Origin of the sequence: Flavobacterium sp. ALD4 (genome assembly GCF_002836475.1) — a bacterium.
In the GTDB taxonomy this organism is placed as follows: domain Bacteria; phylum Bacteroidota; class Bacteroidia; order Flavobacteriales; family Flavobacteriaceae; genus Flavobacterium.
The window spans coordinates 1-19,009 of sequence record NZ_PJBJ01000022.1; the positions used below are offsets into that span (position 1 = coordinate 1).

A 19,009-nucleotide genomic window follows, 5' to 3' on the forward strand; every position below is an offset into this window, starting at 1 on the left:
TTCTCACACAGATGTTACTTGTTATGGAGACGCAGACGGAAAATTGACAATAGATAGTTTCAGCGGAACTGGTACTCCTACCTTTTATCTTAAAACGGGAGCAGGCGCATTTGTAGTAACAACGAAAGCTGCTATTGAAGCTGCTAGTTATGGACCAAACACCTACGTCATTAAAGTAGCCTATCCAGATGGAAATAATCCTCCAGGTTCAGGAGTTTGCGAAAAAATGGAGACCGTGATCATCAATGAAGGACCAGTTTGTACGACAGCCTTATGTACATACACTCAGGGTGCTTATGGTAATTCTGGAGGTAAATATTGTGACGGAACAGTAGGAGGAATTTCCACTACTAATCTAATTGCACAGGCATTAACTAATGCCGGCGGTTCTATTACCATAGGTAAATTTGGTCAGTCCGTTGTCATGAATTCAGGGGATGAAGATTGTATCATTAATGTAATGCCTGGCGGAGGTAAAGCTAGCGAACTTCCAACAGGTAATATTGGTATTTGTTCGTTGACCTCTCCATATTTGAAAAATGGCAGAATTAACAACATACTTCTTTCACAAACCATTGCAATGGCGTTGAATATCAATATAACCAGTCCTTCAGATTTAGGAGGCTTAATATTGCAAGCAGGTACTTTGGCAACAGCCAAACCAGCTGGCGGTTGTGGTACTGATATTCCACAAACAAGAGTTTGTGGTCATTATGAAGGCGATATTTGGGTGCCAACTGTAAATGAATATACTTACAGAACATTAAGCGCCGCTGTTATTAATTCTATTAATGGTGATAAAACAGTTGCCGGATTGTTAGATTTAGCAAATCGTGCTTTAGCTAATGTTGACGGAATTAAAAACTCTGAGGGAGGCGCATCATTATCTGATATTGCTGGTGCCGTTGGTTCCATAAATGAAGTATTTGACGAATGCGCTATATTCATAGGTTGGGATGTTTCTAAATGTTCTCCTAAAACAGAAGATTCTAGCTCGACTTCAAAAATTGAACTTGCTGGTTTTACCGCCAGCCCGGTTCCTTTCGAAGACCAACTGACTATCAAATATGATTTTGATTATCGGTCTGACGTGAAAATCGAAGTGTTCAATGTACAAGGAAACAAAGTCCTTTCAAAAGCAGATACAAATAGTTATTTGGGTAAGGAAGTGAGACTTAATGTTAATGTAAACAGAGGCCAAGAACAGGTTTTTGTTATCAAATTGACCACTAATCGAGGAAGCAGCACCAAAAAAGTGATGTCTTCCAGATAACAAATTTTATTAACCTTAATGTAAAAGCATCCGTTTTCGCGGATGCTTTTTTTGTGCTCGTAAGTTTGGTTCTGTCAGTTCGATTTGAGTAGTGATTTGCGATCGAAAATCATTGCGAAGTATTGAGAACAGTCGTGTACTTAAGGCTTCTCGATACAATTTCACGTCATTAAAGCTTGTGCTTTAACAAAGTAAAATCACTCGAAGTGACGGGAGTTGTTGCTATGTTTTGTAATTGTCGGTTCGATCTTGTCAGTTCGTTCCGAAACTTCGACTCCGTCAGTTCGAGTTGAGCAATGATTTGCGACAGAAAATCATAACGAAGTATCGAGAACCGTTCTGTCCTTAAGGCTTCTCGATACAATTTTACTTCATTAAAACGGGCGTTTTAACAAAGTGAAATTACTCGAAGTGACTGAGGCTGGGATTATCATTTAAATTTTTTCCTTGCTAAATTCGGGAGTGCGTCATAATCATCATTTATTAACGCTTCTTTTTTGGCTTGAGACCATTTTTTAATTTGTTTTTCAGTGTCAATTGCTAAATTTATATCGGTAAACTCACAATAAAAGACCAATTTAATGGGTCTTCTTTTGATAGTGTAGCAATCTGGATAAAATCCGACTTGATGTTGAAAAACTCTTTGTTCTAAATTACTTGTTACACCGGTATAATAGGTTTTATCGGAGCACTTTAGAATATAAACATAGGATTGTTTCATTTTACGAATATAATGATATTCCGTCAGTTCGAGTTGAGCAATGATTTGCGACAGAAAATCATTGCGAAGTATCGAGAACAGTTGTGTCCTTCAAGCTTCTCGATACAATTTCACTTTATTAAAACTAACGTTTTAAAAAAGTAAAATCACTCGAAGTGACGGCTTTTTGCGTGAAGTATTGAGAACAGTCGTGTACTTAAGGCTTCTCGATACAATTTCACGTCATTAAAGCTTGCGTTTTAACAAAGTGAAATCACTCGAAGTGACAGCAGTTGTTGCTATGTTTTGCAGTTTTCGGTTCGATCTCGTCAGTTCGCTCCGAAACTTCGTCTACGTCAGTTCGAGTTGAGCAATGATTTGCGACAGAAAATCATTGCGAAGTATCGAGAACCGTCGTGTCCTTAAGGCTTCTCGATACAATTTCACTTTATTAAAACTAGCGTTTTAAAAAAGTAAAATCACTCGAAGTGACGGCGGTTGTTATAAAGTATCGGCAATTTTACTCAGTTTCAAATACCCGATATGCAAAACGTCTTCTTGCAGAGTATCCTCTGATTTGCTGATTTTTAAAGCATACAGTTCTTTGAGTTGGCTATCCAATATGTCGGTTACTCTATAGAGGTCATCCACATCGATTCCGTATTTGTCGTCGATATGGGAGGCGCCGGTTCCCTTGAAACCGCAATGTTTGAAGAAGGTGCTCTTTTTTGCTTTTTTGGACGCCAATCCCATACTTTGGGCAACAGTCAGGATTTTATAATGGTACTCTTCAAACTCATTTTCCTTATAACCGCCCAAGTTAATGAAAAACAGATGATCTAAACTGGTGTTTTCAAACGCTTCTTTGGCTATGATTTCGATTGCAAAATTATCGATTACTGAAACTTCGCGCCAAGCATCGATATGTATGCGTCCTTTGGCTTCAGGCCAAAAATCTTTCATTTTTGGGATCATTTCTTTCAAGGAAGAACCAATTCCAAAAAAAATATCATGCTGTTCGGTAAGGCGGCCAGGCGTTACACAGCCCAACATCACCATATATAATTTCATCTTTTTTTCCATGTTTCAAAGCTACATTATTTTTTCAAAATATACTTTGGCATAGTTAATGAATATATCCAAAAACAGAAACACTTAAAATTTAAATTATGAAAAAAATAATTACTCTTTTATCCATTGCAGGATTATTTGTTTTGCAAAGCTGTACTACATCAGCTAGTTTTGAAATTGCTCCTATTGCGAGAAATGAAGTTTTTGAAGTTACCACGTCGTTTAATTCCAACAATAATTACGGCAGATTGGTGACGCTTAATCCGCCCATTTATTCATCGGATGTAGTTTTGGTCTATCGATTAGCGGGTTCAAATTCTCAGGGGGACGTATGGAACCCATTGCCTGAAACCTTTTCTTTCAATAATGGAGCACTGGATTTCGGTTATAAATTTGATTACACTAATAGCGATGTGGACATATACATGATCGGTAATGATTTGCAATCCGTGACTGCAGAATATAGATCCAACCAGGTTTTGCGAATCGTGATCGTGCCGGCAAGTTATGCTAAAACAATAAACAAAAACAGTTATTCTGATGTCATTACGGCCTTGAACGTAAAGGACAGTCAAATCCAGAAAATTGCCCTTCAATAAGGGAATATTACAAAAAAAGGAGCCGAAAAGTTTTCCTTTTTTTGTAACTTTATAAGCAACCAATTAATAAAACAACCTTTTAAAAAAAAATACAGTTATGAGAAAGATTAGTACATTTTTAGCAGTTATTGCAATGATTGTGATTTCAAGTTGCGAAGGACCAGCAGGTCCACCTGGATTTGATGGTCAAGATGGATTTGACGGCCAAGATGGATTAATTGCGGAAGTTTTTGAAGAAACTATTGACTTTAACGCAAATAATAATTACCAAGTAACATTTGCGTTAAATCCAAAGATTTATTCAGGAGATAATCTTTTAGTATACCAATTACTGAATGAAAATGGTGGTATTGATACCTGGGCACTATTGCCGCAGATTTATTATTTTGAAGGTGGTACTGCACAGTATAATTATAATTTTTCGTTTGATCAATTTTCAATCCTTCTAGATGCAAGTTTTCCTTTAAATCAATTACCTACAAGTTTTACATCAAATAAAACATTTAGAATTGTTATTGTACCCGGTGATGATGGGGTAAATACGGGAGGACCAAATTCTAAAATTTCTAGTAATAAAGTTGATTATTCAGATTATAATGCGGTGATTAAAAACTACAACATTGATGATAGTAATGTTAGAAAATTGAATAAAGATTTTAATATTAGGTAGGTGTAAAAAAAGCATAAAAAAAGGAAATCGGGAGATTTCCTTTTTTTATGCTTTTTTCTCAAAGGATTGCGTGGCGAAGGGATGCTTCCAAAAACGAAGCCCCATTGTGCATTCATGTCCTATGGAGTTGTCCTATTTTAAAAGTATGCCGAAAAATCAGCAGAGACTGTCGGTATTACACGAGAATGTTCTGGATTAGACCATAAAATCATTTGGAATAAAATAGTTTTATTGGTTGCAAAAAGAAGAAAGAACTAGGCGTTTGCGTCTAAAGAACCTTTTTAGTAATTAAAATGATTATCAGGATTTAATTTCTGATAGCTTGTGTGATATCAGGTGAATTTGTGTGTGAAGACTTTAATTTGGGTTTATTGAGTTTCTTTCTCGTTTTTTAGTTTATTCATTCGTAAGGAAACAAGAATCCCTGCCAAAAGGGAAAAGGCAATAAAAGCTAAGGACGCCCATTCTGGAATTTCGATAAATTCATGGAGCAACATTTTAAGGCCCACGAAACTTAATATAGCTATAAGACTAAATTCTAAATAGCTGAATTTTTCAAGCATATTTGATAAAAAGAAATACATGGATCGCAATCCCAATATCGCAAAAATATTAGAGCTAAAAACTAAAAACGGATCGCTTGTGATGGCCAGAATAGCGGGCACACTGTCAATAGCAAAGACCACGTCCATAACTTCAATGACTACTAACGCTACAAATAAAGGAGTGGCAGCAGTAATATGCCGTCTTTTTACGAAAAAATGCTCCTTGTCGATGTGATTGGAAATGGGAACTAACTTTTTTAGTCCTTTATAAACAAATGATTTTTTAGGTTCGAATGTTTCTTCTCCACTTGTAAATAGCATTTTCATTGCTGTAAAAATCAGGAAAAAGCCAAATATATAGGTGGCCCAATAGAATTTATTGATCAGCAGCACTCCAAAAAAGATCATCAATCCCCTAAAAAAAATGGCTCCCAGTATGCCCCAGAATAAAACTCTGTGCTGGTATTTTTGAGGGATTTTAAAAGCCGAAAAGATAATAGCAATAACAAAGATGTTGTCGACACTTAAAGATAATTCTATCAAATATCCGGTAATGAATTTGATCGCTGCGCCAGCAGGTTTCAAACCGTCTGGATTCGAAATGTAGTTGTTAGCATATATCCAATAGATAACGCCAGAAAAGAGAAATGAAATGGTAACCCAGATTACGGTCCACTTGGTTGCTTCTTTTGTGCCTATAATATGGGGTGTTTTATTAAAAACGCCCAAATCCAATGCGAGTATTATAAAAACGATAACAAAGAAAGAAATCCAGACAATCATAAATCCTGATGTTTTTAGATTTACAAAGATACTTTTTGATTCCCAACTTAGAAAGTTATTCGAATAAAGTTGGGTTTTAGGTTAAACAGTACATTCGTATTTAACCAAAATGCCAATTTGAAAATATATGGGCTAAAAATTAATAGGTTGTCAGTAAAACGAGATATTTTTAAGAAAAACATAAATTAATTGGTTTTGCCCTAAAAAAATAGAGGTAAAATTTTATGAAAACATTATTTGAATTATATTTGCTCCTAAATAATAGGGGTTTAATTCATTAAATAAAATTTTATGTCAACAATACGTTTCCAAGCTTTGAGAGAAGCATCAACAAGAAAGCCAATTAAATTTGAAGAAACCGGCAGAAAATCAGTTCTTTTCGGTTCAAATGTGTTTAATGATAAAGCAATGAAGCAATATTTGACTTCAGATGCTTTTAAAGGAGTTAAAGGGGCGGTAGAGCACGGAACTAAAATAGATAGAAAATTAGCGGATTATATTGCTATGGGTATGAAAGAATGGGCCTTGTCTAAAGGAGTTACTCATTACACACACTGGTTTCAACCATTGACTGGGGCTACTGCTGAAAAACATGATGCTTTCTTTGAAACTTCATATGACGGTAGCGATCCGGTAGAAAAATTTGGAGGGGCACAATTAGTGCAACAAGAACCAGATGCATCTAGTTTTCCTAACGGAGGAATTAGAAATACTTTTGAAGCAAGAGGATATACAGCTTGGGACCCTACGTCTCCAGCTTTCATTTGGGGGACAACCTTATGTATCCCAACGGTTTTCATCTCTTATACAGGAGAAGCTTTAGATTATAAAACACCTTTGTTGCGCGCTTTACAGGTTATGGATGAAGCAGCTACAGATGTTTGTAAATATTTTGATAAAAATGTGAAGAAAGTTACTGCAACCCTAGGATGGGAGCAAGAATATTTCTTGATAGATAGATCATTAGCACTTTCACGTCCAGACCTTATGATGACTGGAAGAACTTTGTTGGGACATACCTCTGCTAAAGGGCAACAATTGGACGATCATTACTTTGGTTCAATTCCTACTCGTGCACTTACTTACATGAGAGATCTTGAGCAAGAATGTATGTTACTTGGAATACCAGTAAAAACACGTCACAATGAAGTAGCTCCAAACCAATTTGAATTGGCACCTATTTTCGAAGAAACAAACCTTGCTGTAGATCACAACTGTTTGTTGATGGATGTAATGGAAAAAGTGGCGGAACGTCATGATTTGAAAGTGTTATTTCATGAAAAACCATTTAAGGGAGTAAACGGTTCAGGGAAACATAATAACTGGTCATTAGCAACAGATACAGGTATAAACCTGTTGAGTCCTAGTAAAACGCCAATGAGCAATTTACAGTTCTTGACTTTCTTTATCAATACTATAAAAGCAGTACATGACCATGAATCTTTGTTAAGAGGAGCCATTGCAACTGCGGGTAACGATCATAGACTAGGAGCAAATGAAGCGCCACCGGCAATTATCTCTGTATTTATTGGAGAACAATTGACTAAAGTTTTAGCTGAATTAGAAGGCGTAACGGCAGGTAAATTATCTCCGGAAGAAAAAACAGATTTAAAATTAAATGTAGTAGGTAAAATTCCAGATGTTCTTTTGGACAATACGGACAGAAATAGAACTTCGCCATTTGCTTTTACAGGAAATAAATTTGAGTTTAGAGCGGTAGGTTCTAATTCAAACTGTTCTAATTCAATGACAACATTGAATGCGATTGTTGCTAAGCAATTGAAAGATTTCAAGAAAGAAGTGGATGCTTTGATTGAGACAAAAGACATGAAGAAAGACGATGCTATTTTCAATGTTTTGAGAGAATATATCAAACATTCTAAAAGAATCCTTTTTGAAGGAGACGGATATAGTGAAGCATGGGAAAAAGAAGCTGCTAAAAGAGGATTGAGTAACTTCAAAACGACTCCATTGGCATTGAAAGCAAGGGCATCTAAACAAGCTTTAGATTTGTTTTCTGACTTAGGTATCATGAATCATATTGAGGTGGAAGCGCGTTACGAAATTGAATTGGAAGAGTACACTAAGAAAATTCAAATTGAAGGTAGAGTTTTAGGAGACATTGCAACAAACCACGTAATTCCAACTGCTATTCGTTACCAAAATACTTTAATAGAAAATGTGAGTGGATTAAAAAATATCTTTGGAACTGATTTTGAAAAAATCGCTAAAGAGCAAATCACTTTGATCAAAGACATTTCTAAACATATCGAAGGAATCAATACTAAAGTAGTGGAGATGACTAACGAAAGAAAGAAAGCAAATGTATTGACTGACGGTCAAGAAATGGCAGAAGCATACTGTGATAAAGTAAAACCTTACTTTGAGGTGATTCGTGATCATTGTGATAAACTAGAGCTTTTAGTTGATAATGAATTATGGACTTTAACTAAATACAGAGAATTGTTGTTTACAAAATAGTAAACGAACAATCATAACATTAAAAATGCCTATCCAGTTGTGGATAGGCATTTTTTTATGGTTTTTGGTTTAGGCTGGAAACAAGTAGTTTTCAATTGTTTAATTACCGTCAAGAGTACTTCAGTCTATTTCTTTTCATCGGCGTAAGTGCCACTTTGTTTCTGCGGTGTCGGTGAATTGCGCCTTAAAGCGATTGGGTCCCTACAAAGCTTGCGGTGTCCGGTTTTTCGACCTTCAAAACTACAACATTCAATTCAACGCCATCATAGAAGTGAACTAAAGTGATTTTTTAAGACGGTCGATGCTCTTCCCTTTTTACTATCTGGGCTAAATATTTTCTAAATAGGTTCTTCCGCAGTGGTTGGGTCGATAGTTGCAAATACCTGACTGACGGAATTCGCAGGAAACCCACCTAGTTTAGCGTGCTCACGAATCATCTGTTCGTTAGGGGCAATGTAGGTACAATAGATTTTATTGTCAGTCACTTGGCTTGTGACCCATTGGACTTGTGCACCAACGTTACTAAGTGCGCCCATTGAAGTTTGCGCAATATCTTTTAGCTGATTAGAAGTTAGTTTTCCTGCGCCTGGCATTTCTCTTTCAATTATATATTTAGGCATGATATTGTGTTATTAATCTCCTACTCTTATGGCTTTTCGGTAAGGCCCCGTTTTTTTTAGTGGTAGCTGGTTTCCACTTTTTTTGTGTTTTATTCCAAGAATAAAATTAGTCACCCCAGTAAATCAGATTTCCTTATAAATTTTTTGTAAAAACCTAATTCAAATTTTAATAAGCTTACTTGATTTTTTCACTCTTGTCGATCAGTTTAAATAACTGATTATTAATGCGTTATTGTAAAATTAGTAAAATAAATCGATATTATGAAGAGATAAAATGCATTTAACTAAACAGCTAATTCCGCAAGGGAAAACCCAAAAAAAATATTTATCTTTGCCGCACAACCCAGTTGCTAATTAGCAGCTCACACAACTACACTACATGAGTTCAGATTCTAGTAAACGATATGCACTACGCGGAGTTTCAGCAGCCAAAGAAGACGTGCATAACGCCATCAAAAACATTGACAAAGGATTGTTTCCTCAGGCGTTTTGTAAAATAGTCCCGGATTACTTAACCCAAGACGAAGACTATTGCCTAATCATGCATGCGGACGGGGCAGGAACCAAATCTTCTTTGGCCTATATGTATTGGAGAGAAACCGGAGATATTTCCGTTTGGAAAGGGATCGCTCAAGATGCTTTGATCATGAATATCGATGATTTATTGTGTGTAGGTGCGACTGATAATATTTTGCTTTCCTCCACAATCGGAAGAAATAAAAATTTGATTACAGGTGAAGTTTTGTCAGCTATAATCAACGGAACCGAAGAACTGATAAAAGAACTAGATTCCTTTGGTGTGACTATTCATTCAACTGGCGGGGAAACGGCTGATGTGGGTGATATTGTTCGTACCATTATTGTAGATTCTACCGTAACAGCGCGTATGAAACGTTCTAAAGTGATTGACAATGCCAATATTAAAGCAGGGGATGTAATCGTAGGTTTGGCTTCTTTTGGTCAGGCAACTTATGAAAAAAGCTATAATGGGGGAATGGGTAGCAACGGACTTACATCTGCTCGTCATGATGTTTTTGAGAAATATTTGGCGACCAAATACCCGGAAAGTTATGATGCTGCCGTTCCAGAAGATTTGATTTATTCAGGACAGGTGAAACTGACGGATGCCGTAGAAAATTCTCCAATTGATGCGGGACAGTTAGTGCTTTCGCCAACCAGAACCTATGCGCCAATAATCAAGAAAATTTTAGACAAATACAGTTCTGATGCCATTCACGGAATGGTACATTGCAGTGGGGGAGCCCAGACTAAGATTTTGCATTTTGTGGAAAATCTACACATTATAAAAGACAATTTATTTCCTGTGCCACCTTTATTTCAATTGATCCAAGAGCAGTCTAAAACAGATTGGAAAGAAATGTACCAAGTTTTCAATTGTGGACACCGTATGGAATTGTACGTTCCTGAAGCAGTTGCCCTGGATATTATTGCTATTTCAAAATCATTCAACGTCGATGCACAAATCGTAGGAAGGGTAGAAGCAGCAGATGCTAAAAAATTGACAATCACCAGCGAATACGGAACTTTCCAATATTAATATAATTAGGAGCTCATCCCGCTGTACACTATATCTGTTTTGGTCTCGTAAATAGACGAGACCACAACAGGATGCCGTTTCCATCGGGGCTAAAAACACAATGATATGTACGAATTGATTTTTTGGAAATATTTAGAAGACGTTTATTTAAACCATCAAGAAGTGTATGAATCACTCGATGGGGAAACCGCAATTGAAGGTCTGGAAGAACTTCCTGTTCAAGTAGTTTTGAATAGAATTGCTTCCGTATTTTCAAAATGGGAAAAAGTAGACGAGAACAGTTGGAAAAACAATAGTGGACCAGGTGCTTTTCAAGTACTAACGACTCCGCAAAGTATTCAGATTGATTGCTATGGTACCGAAGGTAAAACAATGGATCTTTTAGTAAGCGTTATGGAAGAGTACAAATGTCCGCTTTACGACCCACAAGTTCCCATGCGTTACGATGAGATGAGTGAATAGATTCATAAATGCTGTTTTTAGTTTAGAATCTGCGTTTTGACAGACAGTTTTCATAAATTACTAGAGCGATTTGTCATTATGACGAAGCAGGTCTTCTTCATGCATTCAGTTCGCTGAGTCTCCTTTGTCGGACACGAGGGTTTTATCCGAAAAGGCGTGCAATGATAAAAAAAAACAATTTTTAAGTGTCAATTGACACCTAGAATAGTCACGAAAATACAATGGCTGCAGCTTTCAATTTCTCACAGCATATACTCCTAGAAGACGAACGCGTTGAGCTTCGTCCGCTTCAACATAGCGATGTGGAGCATTTATTGGAAATTTCTCTCAACGAACCGGAGACTTGGGAGTACTCCTTAGTAAAGGCAAATGGAAAAGAAAACCTGATCAATTATATTCACTTGGCTGTAGCAGCAAGAGATACTAAAACTCAATTCCCTTTTATAGTTTTCGATAAGCAATCTGGTAAATATGCTGGAAGCACTCGTTTTTATGATATCAATCTTGAATTTAAAACACTTCTATTAGGCTTTACTTGGTACGGGAAACAGTTTCGCGGTACTGGGTTAAATAAACACTGCAAATTTTTAGTATTACAATTTGCGTTCGAAACTCTTGGGATGGAACGTGTGGAATTCCGCGCTGACAATAATAATAAGAGAAGCATAGCCGCGATGAAAAGTATCGGTTGTAAGGAAGAAGGGGTATTGCGAAATCATATGCCGACAGCTAATATCAATTTACGGCGTGATACCATTATTTTAAGCATTCTTAGGGAGGAATGGTTCGGGAATATTAAGCAACACCTTGTTTCAATTATGAAGGAATCGAGCTAAATTTATTTCTTCGTGTCTTCTTCTTTATCTTCTTCTTCGGGGACTTCTTTATCTTCTTCTTCTATTTCGTCTTCCTTGTTCTCTGTTTTTCTAAAACCGATTAATTTTCTGTATTTTTTTTCTGTTTTCTTTAATTCGTACTCTAATTGTTTGTATTTGCTAATATCTCTTATGGTAACCACCGCTGCAACTACATGACTGTCTTGGTCTATTAAAGGCCTGCCGCTAATAAGTACTCGTTTTTTCTCGCGTTTAACAGAGTCCCAAAGCACAACATCAACATCATCCGTTACCTCCCCGTTCAATGCGCGTTCCATTGGTAAATTTTGAGAGGGGAAAACGGTTTTTTCATCTGGAAAATAAAGTTCAAAATGATCTGTGAAATTGGGAGATATTGCATCATCCTCTTCAACTCCAAATATTTCATTGGCTACATAATTGACTAAAACTATTTTTTTATCAGAATTAGCAACGATCACGCCTTCGCTTATATTCTCTAAAATCAATCGCAATTTCTCTTCGTTTTCATAGAGTTCGTTAATCGCTTGTTGTTGCTCTTTTTCTAATTTTGCCAGTTCCGTAATATCACGGGCAACGGCATACATCAATCCAGTGGCTGGTTCGGCTATGGCAGACCAAACGAGCCATTTAATGGAGCCGTCTTTGCAGACCCATCTATTTTTAAACTCAAGTATTTGCAAGTCTTCTCGGATCGTCTCAATTTCCTTTTGGGTACTTTCCTTATCATCAGGATGCACAAAATCGAGGAAGGGATGTTTTAATAACTCCTCTTCAGCATATCCTAATATCTTAAGCATCGCAGGATTTATTTTTTCGAATTTTTCTCTTGAAGCAATGATCATGCTATCTAATGAGATATTGAAAAAATTATCGGCTGCTTTTAATGATTTTTCATTTTCAACTAATTTGGTTACATCGCTGGCTACAGCATACAATAACCCAGTTTTTACATCAGGGTAGGTCGACCACTGAATCCATTTGATAGATCCGTCTTTGCCGACGTACCTGTTCTTGAACTGTTTCGTGGTAGCTCCGGTTTCAAGTTTAACAACTTCACTTTCAGTGTTATTTTTATCTTCTGGATAGACAAAGTTGAGAAAGGGCTGATTTAATAGTTCCTCTTCAGTATATCCCAATATTTTGATAGCAGCCGGATTTACTTTAATGAAGTGTGTTGAGGTGGCAATGATCATCATTTCTGCCGACATATTAAAGAATTTATCAGATGCTGCTCTGGATTCTTCCATTTCTTTTCTTTCGGTAATATCGGTGGATATTCCTCCGATAGCATAAATTCTCCCCGTTGAATCATACAATGGGAATTTTACGGCTATGTAAGTATGCTTACCGTCTTTCTGCTGGATGGTTTCTTCTGTCTTTAATTCACGTAGTTTTTTAACGACGTCAATGTCTGAGTTTCTGTAGGCATCAGCAACACTTTCCGGCAAAAAATCATGGTCTGTTTTTCCGATGATTGCATCATTCGATATTTCAAATAAGTCACCAAATTGTTTATTAATCAAAAGATATTCTCCGTTTATTCTTTTTATAAAAATTGGATTGGATGTATTGTCAATAATAGATTGAAGTAATTGTCTGTTGTCGTACAGTAATTTTTGAGACATTGTTTTAGATCTCAATTGCGAATTGATAATAAAGTAGACAACAATTAATAAAATGATGGATAACACAAATAAAGAAATCTCTACCCAATCCAATATCGAATCCATCGTTTTGTCTCTTTTTTTGTCAAGCCGTGAAATAAAAATCCACCCTGAAGCAATCACTACCAGAACATTTATGACAAATCCGAAAAAGACTTTTTTTTCAAATGATATTTTCATGAACTAACATTTTAATTTGATTTAGAAAAGCTCGATAAGGACAGAGTTACATACTTATTAGTATGAAAGTTAGTGAATTATATCCAGTTTAGTATCTCAAAATTATTTTTTTTAGATTGAAATACCTCATGAAAAGGAGATACGGTGGATTTGTAGCACTGCAAATTAGTTCGTAATTTTTAGTAGACTTGCGTTTATTTTTAGCAATAAAAACGGAAAGTCATTCGAGACATATAATTATTTTAAAATTAGGGTACGGTAGTTTGCCTTTACTTGTTTTCAAATTTCATCAAGTTTAGGCTCAATAAAATGACAACCAAAGTGACACCAACATCTGCAGCAATAGCGAAAACCAGATTGCTGTATCCCAAAAATGCCAATGCAATAAAAATTAGTTTTACGGCGATGGCTCCTATAGTATTAGTTTTTATTCTTAGCAATGTTTTTTTGCTGAGACGAATCAGAAACGGGATGAGGGAAAGCTTGTCGTTCATCAGGGCAATATTGGCGGTTTCAATTGCTGTATCGCTTCCGGCTGCTCCCATTGCAATCCCTACGGTACTCAATGCCAGTGCCGGCGCATCGTTTATACCGTCACCAACCATGGCCACGCTACCATATTCTTTTAAAAGAGTCGCCATTTTATCCGATTTGTTTTCCGGAAGTAAACCTCCATATACTTTTTTGATACCGATGGTATTGGCAACATAATGAGCTGCTTTTTCACTGTCCCCAGTTAGTATTATTAAATCGATATTAAGCGCTTGCAATTGCTTTACGGCGGCTATACTATCGGGTTTAATTTCGTCTGTCAAACCGATAATACCGGCTACACCTTGACCAAAACTAACTAAAACGCTTGTTTTACCCTGGGAAGCTAATTGTGCGACAATCTTTTCAGCTTCCTCGCTTACTTCGTGATATTCTCGAATGAATTCAAGTTTGCCTACAAAAACGGTTGCGTCCTCACAAATCAAACATCTTGCAGTGGCACCTTTTCCCATGATGCTTTTAAAAGCTTCTGCTTTGTGTGGTTCGAATCCTTCAGCTCTGCTTGCCGTGACAATGGCTTGCGCCAAGGGATGCTCCGAAAAAAGTTCGGTTCCTGCAGTACAGGCCAGCAGTTGTTTACGGCTGCTTCCATTTAGCGGAAAAACATCGGAAACGATTGGAGTTCCATAAGTGATGGTTCTGGTTTTGTCTAAGGCTATCGCTTTGATTTGAGCCATGGCTTCGAGGTATCTCCCTCCTTTCACCAGAGCTCCTTTTGCGGAAGCATTCCCTATCGCGGCATACATTGCAACAGGAGTGGAGATTACAAGTGCACAGGGACAAGCAATCACTAGCAGCGTAATGGCTTGTTTCAGCCATAAATCAAAATCTAGGTGCAGTATAAAAACCGGTATGGCAAAAACCAAAACTGCCATGGCGATTATGGTAGGGGTATAGAATTGTGAAAAACGCTGAATGAATTTTTGGGTATCACTTCTCGATGCTGCTGCTTCAAAAGTCAGGCGAATTATTTTTGCAAAGGTGGTGTCTATGGAAAGGGTAGTGGTTTCCATTTCAACGAAACTATCTTTGTTGAGTGTTCCCGCAAATAAAATATCACCAGGACGCTTGTCTTTTGGGATGGGTTCTCCGGTAATGGCCGCTTCATCAACGGTGGTTGCTCCTGAGATTATTTTTCCGTCCAATGGAATCATTTCACCGGGTTTTACCTGAATGATTGTGCCTACGGCAACTTTGTTTACGGCAACATTTTTATTTTTCGATTTGACAAAAGCGGTTTTTGGGGCTATATTTACTAATTGGTCTAATGCTGATTTTGAGTTTTCAAGACCAATATTCTCCAATCGTTCACCCAAAACATAGAGTACAATCACGACGGCTGCTTCCGGGTATTCTCCCAAATAAAACGCAGCAACAACAGCAATGGTCATCAATAAATTGATGCTGCTGAATTTAAGTTTGAAAATGGCTTTAATACCATTTAGCAAAACTTCGTGGCCAATGCCTATAATAAAAGCTGCGAAAACAACCGGGGCATAAGGCATTGGGATGTGTAAGCCAATAATCGATAAAATTTCTAAAATGATAACAATTGTTACGGAGGAAAGCAGAAAAAGGAATTTGTTATCTTGTATGGGGAGTTTCATAAATAAATGGTTTGTCCTAACTGAATTTTAGTAATCCGCAATATCCGAACAGACCGTTTTATGGGTATGCTGGAAGTCTTTTTTCGTATTGGGGACATCAAGTCTCGTCAGCTGAATTAGCAGCTATGAAAACAGCTTCTTTAAACATTTTTTTTGCGTAGTACTTTTATCTAATGCTATAGATTCATATCCGGATTTTCAATATCCACAGATAAGGAATCTTGTCGGTGCGGTTTGGGTGCGATTATTTTGATGGTGTTCATCTTTTTTATTTGGGATATAGTTTCGATACAGTTATCGATCATTTCTTCGGTAGTGCGCTTTATATAATCACTCTTTTTAAATTGAAGTACATTCTTGTCCATGTCTTCGGCCGTCCATCCTCTGCTCCATCCTACGAAGCTGAAGGGAGGAAATACAAATCCCAAATCAGTAAAAAACCACATTAATTGACCTGCAACGGATTGGATATTGTCTTGACCGCCAGTAATAATAAAAGCAGCTACCTTGTTTTTAATTAAAATATTTTTGTTTAAGGTGATCTGATTTTGCACTGTGTTAAGTCGTTCTGCCATTTTATAATACAAGGACGAAGCATTTCCCCATCTGATAGGAGTGGCCAGTAGAACGATATCAGCCCACAATACCATGTCGCGATACACCTGTGTCATACCGTCTTTGGCATCCATTTCGGTAATGCTGCAGGGCCAGGTGCAAGCATTCATATGTTGAGAATAATAACCTTCACAATGCCGAAAGTTTAACTGCCGTAGTTTAATCATTTTTGTTTCTGCACCATATTTTTCAGTAGCATACGCTAAAGCCTTTTCAAGCGCATTTTCGGATGTGCTGAACCGCGCCAAATTATCATTCATATTAGTGGTAGAGATGCCTAATATGTTTAAAGAAGTTCCTGTAGTCTGGTATTTTAGATCAATTAAATCGGCTAAGTCACTTAAATCGTGTGTGGCTTTTATCGATTGAACGATAGGTTCCTCGCTAATTAGAATAACATCATCCTCTATTTTTATTTCGTAGACAGACTGCTGGTCTTTGTATCCCGGCGGTGCTTTACCCGTTTCGATATTGTACTCCCAACCATGCCACGGACAGGCAACAAAAGTGCCGCCGTGTTTTTTCTCAACACAGCCTAAACCAAGTGGGCCTCCTTTATGTAAACAGGCATTGCCAATGGCAGTGACTTTTCCGTCGAAATGAAACAGAGCTACTTTTGAGTTTTTTACTTTCACTATCTTACTGCTACCTTCCGGTAGTTCAGAAAGCGATGCTACTTTTATGAAATCCATTTTCGAATAATTTAATGTTTGAAACAAAAAATCGGGTTGTGACGTCAATCCAACTCTTCAAGCGCTACTTTTAGAAGTTAATTGGTCATAGCTGTATTAGAAGTGGCGTTGAAGCTATTTTGACTTCTGGATGTTGGGGATTATAATAAGCTGAATGTTTTCAGCTTCATAAAGATAGCGAAAAAGCAATCAACTGCAAAATGGTTACAAGCGGCAGGTCTAGTCAGAATTCCTAATATTAAGAAGACATTGAAATTGATAAAAAAATAAAACATAGCGCACTTTGTGAAAAACTTTGCGAACTTTGCATTAAAATAGAATCAGATGAAAATAAACTTAAAGAACGGAATTGATAAACTCATTTTCGGGATGAAACAAAAGGATGTTACCGCTATTTATGGTAAGCCGGATAGAAATTACAAAGACGAAGATGACAATGTTATTTTTGCCTACAACACACTCAAAATCCGTTTGACATTCTATAAAGAGGAAGACTTTAGACTTGGATATATGGTAGCTTCCAATGCAAATTTAGACTTGTTTGGAAATAAAGTAGTTAACAGAAAAATCAGTGAAGTCAAAAAAGAATTGGCTACAAAAGGAGTGGCTAAATTTACTCAGGAAGAATTTGATACTTTCGAAAACTATTTTAACGAAGACAATTGGATTATCTTCCAAACAGAATTTGATGAGGTTGTAAAAGTTGAAGTTGGTGCAATTATCAATCAAAAAGATGAATTCGACTGGAAATTTAAGAGCAAATAATAGTTGAAGAATTCGTATAAATATAAAACCCGATACATTTTTTAATGTATCGGGTTTCTATTATAAAGTCACTTTAGAGGGCTTCGTTTATTGCTTTGGACCTGTTGGTCTTTCGAGCATTTCCATTTCAAAAATCAGGGTTGCGTTTGGCGGTATAACGCCACCAGCGCCGCGTTCTCCGTAAGCTAAATTAGAAGGTATGAATAATACCACTTTATCTCCATAAGACATCAGGCTTAATCCCTCTAAAAATCCAGGAATCATACCGTCTTTTTTTCCCGCTTGAAAAGGAAAGGCTTGGTATCCGTTTTGTGCGGCTCTATTTTCATCGTATTTACCATACGTTTTATTTACGTCTTCATAGCTGCTGTCAAATAAATTTCCGTCTTCAAAATAACCTGCGTAATGAAAATAAAAAGTACTGCCATCAAGGGGTTTGATACCTGTTCCTTTTTGGACTATTTTGTAAGTCAGTCCAGAAGAAGTTGTAGTTGAAGTGGCTTTTATAGTGGCAAAATAAGCTTTTTTTGTAGCAACTACTGGCGCATATTTTTCTATAGATGCTTTTTTACTTTCTGCTTCTAGTGCCGTTTCTTTCGCTTTGTTTTCAGCATCGATAAATGCTTGTCTTTTAGCATCTTCCATTTTATTAAGAAAATAATCAGAGAATACTTTTGGAGCATCAAACTTTTTAGCCAAAGTACCTTTTCGCGTAATAGTTACCTTTTTTATAACATCATCTTGAGCTATAGTATTCACGACATTCATACCCTCAGTTACATGACCAAAAATGGTATGTTTTCCGTTTAACCATGGTGTGTCTTTATGAGTTATAAAAAATTGACTTGAATTGGTAGCGGGACCAGAGTTGGCCATAGCCAAAATACCAGCTTGGTTAAACTTTAGGTCAGTAAATTCATCTCTGAAAGAATAGCCGGTACCGGCAGAACCACTTCCTGAAGGATCACCTCCTTGAATCATGAAGTTCGGGATCACACGATGAAATTTTAAACCATCAAAAAAAGGTTTTGCTTTTAGTTTTTCGTCAGTTACAAATGTGTTTTTTCCTTCAGCTAAGGCAATGAAATTAGCAACGGTAACGGGTGTTTTTTCGTACTCTAATTGGGCGGTTATGTCTCCTTTAGTTGTGGTAAAAGTGACAAAAATGCCATCGATAACTGGAGTTTTTACTGCAGTTTTATTGGGTGAGGCCTTGGTCTGCAGTACTACTTTTTTTGCAGTCTGAGCTTGTACATTGAGCATTCCAATGCATACTAAAAATAAAAGTTTCATTTTCATTTTATATTTATTTAAG

At 36.8% G+C, this 19,009-nt stretch carries 16 protein-coding genes; 8 read left to right on the top strand and 8 right to left on the bottom strand.

Annotated features, from left to right (window positions below; all coding sequences use genetic code 11):
- Nucleotides 1–1,273: T9SS type A sorting domain-containing protein (locus CXF59_RS00170; RefSeq protein WP_157824488.1), on the top strand; the 1,273-nt coding region annotated here is incomplete at its 5' end.
- A 430-nt stretch (nucleotides 1,274–1,703) separates the two neighbouring features.
- Here the strand turns inward: CXF59_RS00170 and CXF59_RS00175 are convergent.
- Both CXF59_RS00175 and CXF59_RS00180 read right to left on the bottom strand, forming a co-directional pair.
- A complete protein-coding gene (locus tag CXF59_RS00175) occupies nucleotides 1,704–1,994 on the bottom strand; it encodes a GIY-YIG nuclease family protein (protein WP_101135712.1) in 291 nt (96 codons plus the stop codon).
- 480 nt (nucleotides 1,995–2,474) lie between these two features.
- Nucleotides 2,475–3,044 (bottom strand): DUF1543 domain-containing protein, encoded by a 570-nt coding sequence (locus tag CXF59_RS00180; RefSeq protein ID WP_369828515.1) that lies wholly within the window; start codon nucleotides 3,042–3,044, stop codon nucleotides 2,475–2,477.
- A 98-nt stretch (nucleotides 3,045–3,142) separates the two neighbouring features.
- Here CXF59_RS00180 and CXF59_RS00185 point away from each other — a divergent pair, with 98 nt between their 5' ends.
- Both CXF59_RS00185 and CXF59_RS00190 read left to right on the top strand, forming a co-directional pair.
- Nucleotides 3,143–3,643 carry a hypothetical protein gene (locus tag CXF59_RS00185; protein ID WP_101135714.1) on the top strand — a complete coding sequence of 167 codons (501 nt, stop codon included), beginning with the start codon at nucleotides 3,143–3,145 and terminating at the stop codon, nucleotides 3,641–3,643.
- Between the two features lie 97 nt (nucleotides 3,644–3,740).
- A complete protein-coding gene (locus tag CXF59_RS00190; RefSeq protein WP_101135715.1) occupies nucleotides 3,741–4,313 on the top strand; it encodes a hypothetical protein in 573 nt (190 codons plus the stop codon).
- Between the two features lie 368 nt (nucleotides 4,314–4,681).
- Here the strand turns inward: CXF59_RS00190 and CXF59_RS00195 are convergent, their stop codons facing one another.
- Complete coding sequence (locus tag CXF59_RS00195) at nucleotides 4,682–5,641, bottom strand: TerC family protein (protein WP_101135716.1); 960 nt, start codon at nucleotides 5,639–5,641, stop codon at nucleotides 4,682–4,684.
- A 291-nt stretch (nucleotides 5,642–5,932) separates the two neighbouring features.
- Here CXF59_RS00195 and CXF59_RS00200 point away from each other — a divergent pair, with 291 nt between their 5' ends.
- On the top strand, nucleotides 5,933–8,122 hold the full coding sequence (locus CXF59_RS00200) for a glutamine synthetase III (RefSeq protein WP_101135717.1): 2,190 nt from the start codon (nucleotides 5,933–5,935) through the stop codon (nucleotides 8,120–8,122).
- 338 nt (nucleotides 8,123–8,460) lie between these two features.
- On the opposite strand, the gene CXF59_RS00205 is transcribed toward CXF59_RS00200, so the two are convergent.
- Nucleotides 8,461–8,742 (bottom strand): DUF4242 domain-containing protein, encoded by a 282-nt coding sequence (locus CXF59_RS00205; RefSeq protein WP_101135718.1) that lies wholly within the window; start codon nucleotides 8,740–8,742, stop codon nucleotides 8,461–8,463.
- Nucleotides 8,743–9,121: 379 nt separating this feature from the next.
- Between CXF59_RS00205 and CXF59_RS00210 the strand changes: the two genes are divergently transcribed.
- The 3 genes from CXF59_RS00210 to CXF59_RS00220 all read left to right on the top strand — a co-directional run bounded on the left by CXF59_RS00210 (nucleotide 9,122) and on the right by CXF59_RS00220 (nucleotide 11,598).
- Nucleotides 9,122–10,300 carry an AIR synthase related protein gene (locus tag CXF59_RS00210; protein ID WP_101135719.1) on the top strand — a complete coding sequence of 393 codons (1,179 nt, stop codon included), beginning with the start codon at nucleotides 9,122–9,124 and terminating at the stop codon, nucleotides 10,298–10,300.
- A 105-nt stretch (nucleotides 10,301–10,405) separates the two neighbouring features.
- Nucleotides 10,406–10,762 (top strand): hypothetical protein, encoded by a 357-nt coding sequence (locus tag CXF59_RS00215; protein WP_101135720.1) that lies wholly within the window; start codon nucleotides 10,406–10,408, stop codon nucleotides 10,760–10,762.
- Between the two features lie 221 nt (nucleotides 10,763–10,983).
- On the top strand, nucleotides 10,984–11,598 hold the full coding sequence (locus tag CXF59_RS00220) for a GNAT family N-acetyltransferase (protein ID WP_101135721.1): 615 nt from the start codon (nucleotides 10,984–10,986) through the stop codon (nucleotides 11,596–11,598).
- Nucleotides 11,599–11,600: 2 nt separating this feature from the next.
- Here CXF59_RS00220 and CXF59_RS00225 read toward each other — a convergent pair whose 3' ends face one another.
- The 3 genes from CXF59_RS00225 to CXF59_RS00235 all read right to left on the bottom strand — a co-directional run bounded on the left by CXF59_RS00225 (nucleotide 11,601) and on the right by CXF59_RS00235 (nucleotide 16,929).
- A complete protein-coding gene (locus CXF59_RS00225) occupies nucleotides 11,601–13,463 on the bottom strand; it encodes a PAS domain-containing protein (RefSeq protein ID WP_101135722.1) in 1,863 nt (620 codons plus the stop codon).
- A 269-nt stretch (nucleotides 13,464–13,732) separates the two neighbouring features.
- Nucleotides 13,733–15,622: a cation-translocating P-type ATPase gene (locus tag CXF59_RS00230; protein ID WP_101135723.1), complete on the bottom strand. Its 1,890-nt coding sequence runs from the start codon at nucleotides 15,620–15,622 to the stop codon at nucleotides 13,733–13,735.
- A gap of 176 nt (nucleotides 15,623–15,798) precedes the next feature.
- Nucleotides 15,799–16,929 (bottom strand): Rieske 2Fe-2S domain-containing protein, encoded by a 1,131-nt coding sequence (locus CXF59_RS00235; protein WP_101135724.1) that lies wholly within the window; start codon nucleotides 16,927–16,929, stop codon nucleotides 15,799–15,801.
- A 324-nt stretch (nucleotides 16,930–17,253) separates the two neighbouring features.
- Here CXF59_RS00235 and CXF59_RS00240 point away from each other — a divergent pair, with 324 nt between their 5' ends.
- Complete coding sequence (locus CXF59_RS00240) at nucleotides 17,254–17,694, top strand: hypothetical protein (protein ID WP_101135725.1); 441 nt, start codon at nucleotides 17,254–17,256, stop codon at nucleotides 17,692–17,694.
- Nucleotides 17,695–17,781: 87 nt separating this feature from the next.
- Here the strand turns inward: CXF59_RS00240 and CXF59_RS00245 are convergent, their stop codons facing one another.
- Complete coding sequence (locus tag CXF59_RS00245; protein ID WP_101135726.1) at nucleotides 17,782–18,993, bottom strand: peptidylprolyl isomerase; 1,212 nt, start codon at nucleotides 18,991–18,993, stop codon at nucleotides 17,782–17,784.
- Between the last annotated feature and the right edge of the window lie 16 nt (nucleotides 18,994–19,009).

What these genes read in the sequence shown, in the direction of transcription:
- CXF59_RS00195 (WP_101135716.1), bottom strand. Translation starts at nt 5,641, where the DNA reads ATGATTGTCTGGATTTCTTTCTTTGTTATCGTTTTTATAATACTCGCA.
- CXF59_RS00200 (WP_101135717.1), top strand. Translation starts at nt 5,933, where the DNA reads ATGTCAACAATACGTTTCCAAGCTTTGAGAGAAGCATCAACAAGAAAG.
- CXF59_RS00185 (WP_101135714.1), top strand. Translation starts at nt 3,143, where the DNA reads ATGAAAAAAATAATTACTCTTTTATCCATTGCAGGATTATTTGTTTTG.
- CXF59_RS00245 (WP_101135726.1), bottom strand. Translation starts at nt 18,993, where the DNA reads ATGAAAATGAAACTTTTATTTTTAGTATGCATTGGAATGCTCAATGTA.
- CXF59_RS00225 (WP_101135722.1), bottom strand. Translation starts at nt 13,463, where the DNA reads ATGAAAATATCATTTGAAAAAAAAGTCTTTTTCGGATTTGTCATAAAT.
- CXF59_RS00210 (WP_101135719.1), top strand. Translation starts at nt 9,122, where the DNA reads ATGAGTTCAGATTCTAGTAAACGATATGCACTACGCGGAGTTTCAGCA.
- CXF59_RS00205 (WP_101135718.1), bottom strand. Translation starts at nt 8,742, where the DNA reads ATGCCTAAATATATAATTGAAAGAGAAATGCCAGGCGCAGGAAAACTA.
- CXF59_RS00230 (WP_101135723.1), bottom strand. Translation starts at nt 15,622, where the DNA reads ATGAAACTCCCCATACAAGATAACAAATTCCTTTTTCTGCTTTCCTCC.
- CXF59_RS00180 (WP_369828515.1), bottom strand. Translation starts at nt 3,044, where the DNA reads ATGAAATTATATATGGTGATGTTGGGCTGTGTAACGCCTGGCCGCCTT.
- CXF59_RS00240 (WP_101135725.1), top strand. Translation starts at nt 17,254, where the DNA reads ATGAAAATAAACTTAAAGAACGGAATTGATAAACTCATTTTCGGGATG.
- CXF59_RS00175 (WP_101135712.1), bottom strand. Translation starts at nt 1,994, where the DNA reads ATGAAACAATCCTATGTTTATATTCTAAAGTGCTCCGATAAAACCTAT.
- CXF59_RS00215 (WP_101135720.1), top strand. Translation starts at nt 10,406, where the DNA reads ATGTACGAATTGATTTTTTGGAAATATTTAGAAGACGTTTATTTAAAC.
- CXF59_RS00190 (WP_101135715.1), top strand. Translation starts at nt 3,741, where the DNA reads ATGAGAAAGATTAGTACATTTTTAGCAGTTATTGCAATGATTGTGATT.
- CXF59_RS00235 (WP_101135724.1), bottom strand. Translation starts at nt 16,929, where the DNA reads ATGGATTTCATAAAAGTAGCATCGCTTTCTGAACTACCGGAAGGTAGC.
- CXF59_RS00220 (WP_101135721.1), top strand. Translation starts at nt 10,984, where the DNA reads ATGGCTGCAGCTTTCAATTTCTCACAGCATATACTCCTAGAAGACGAA.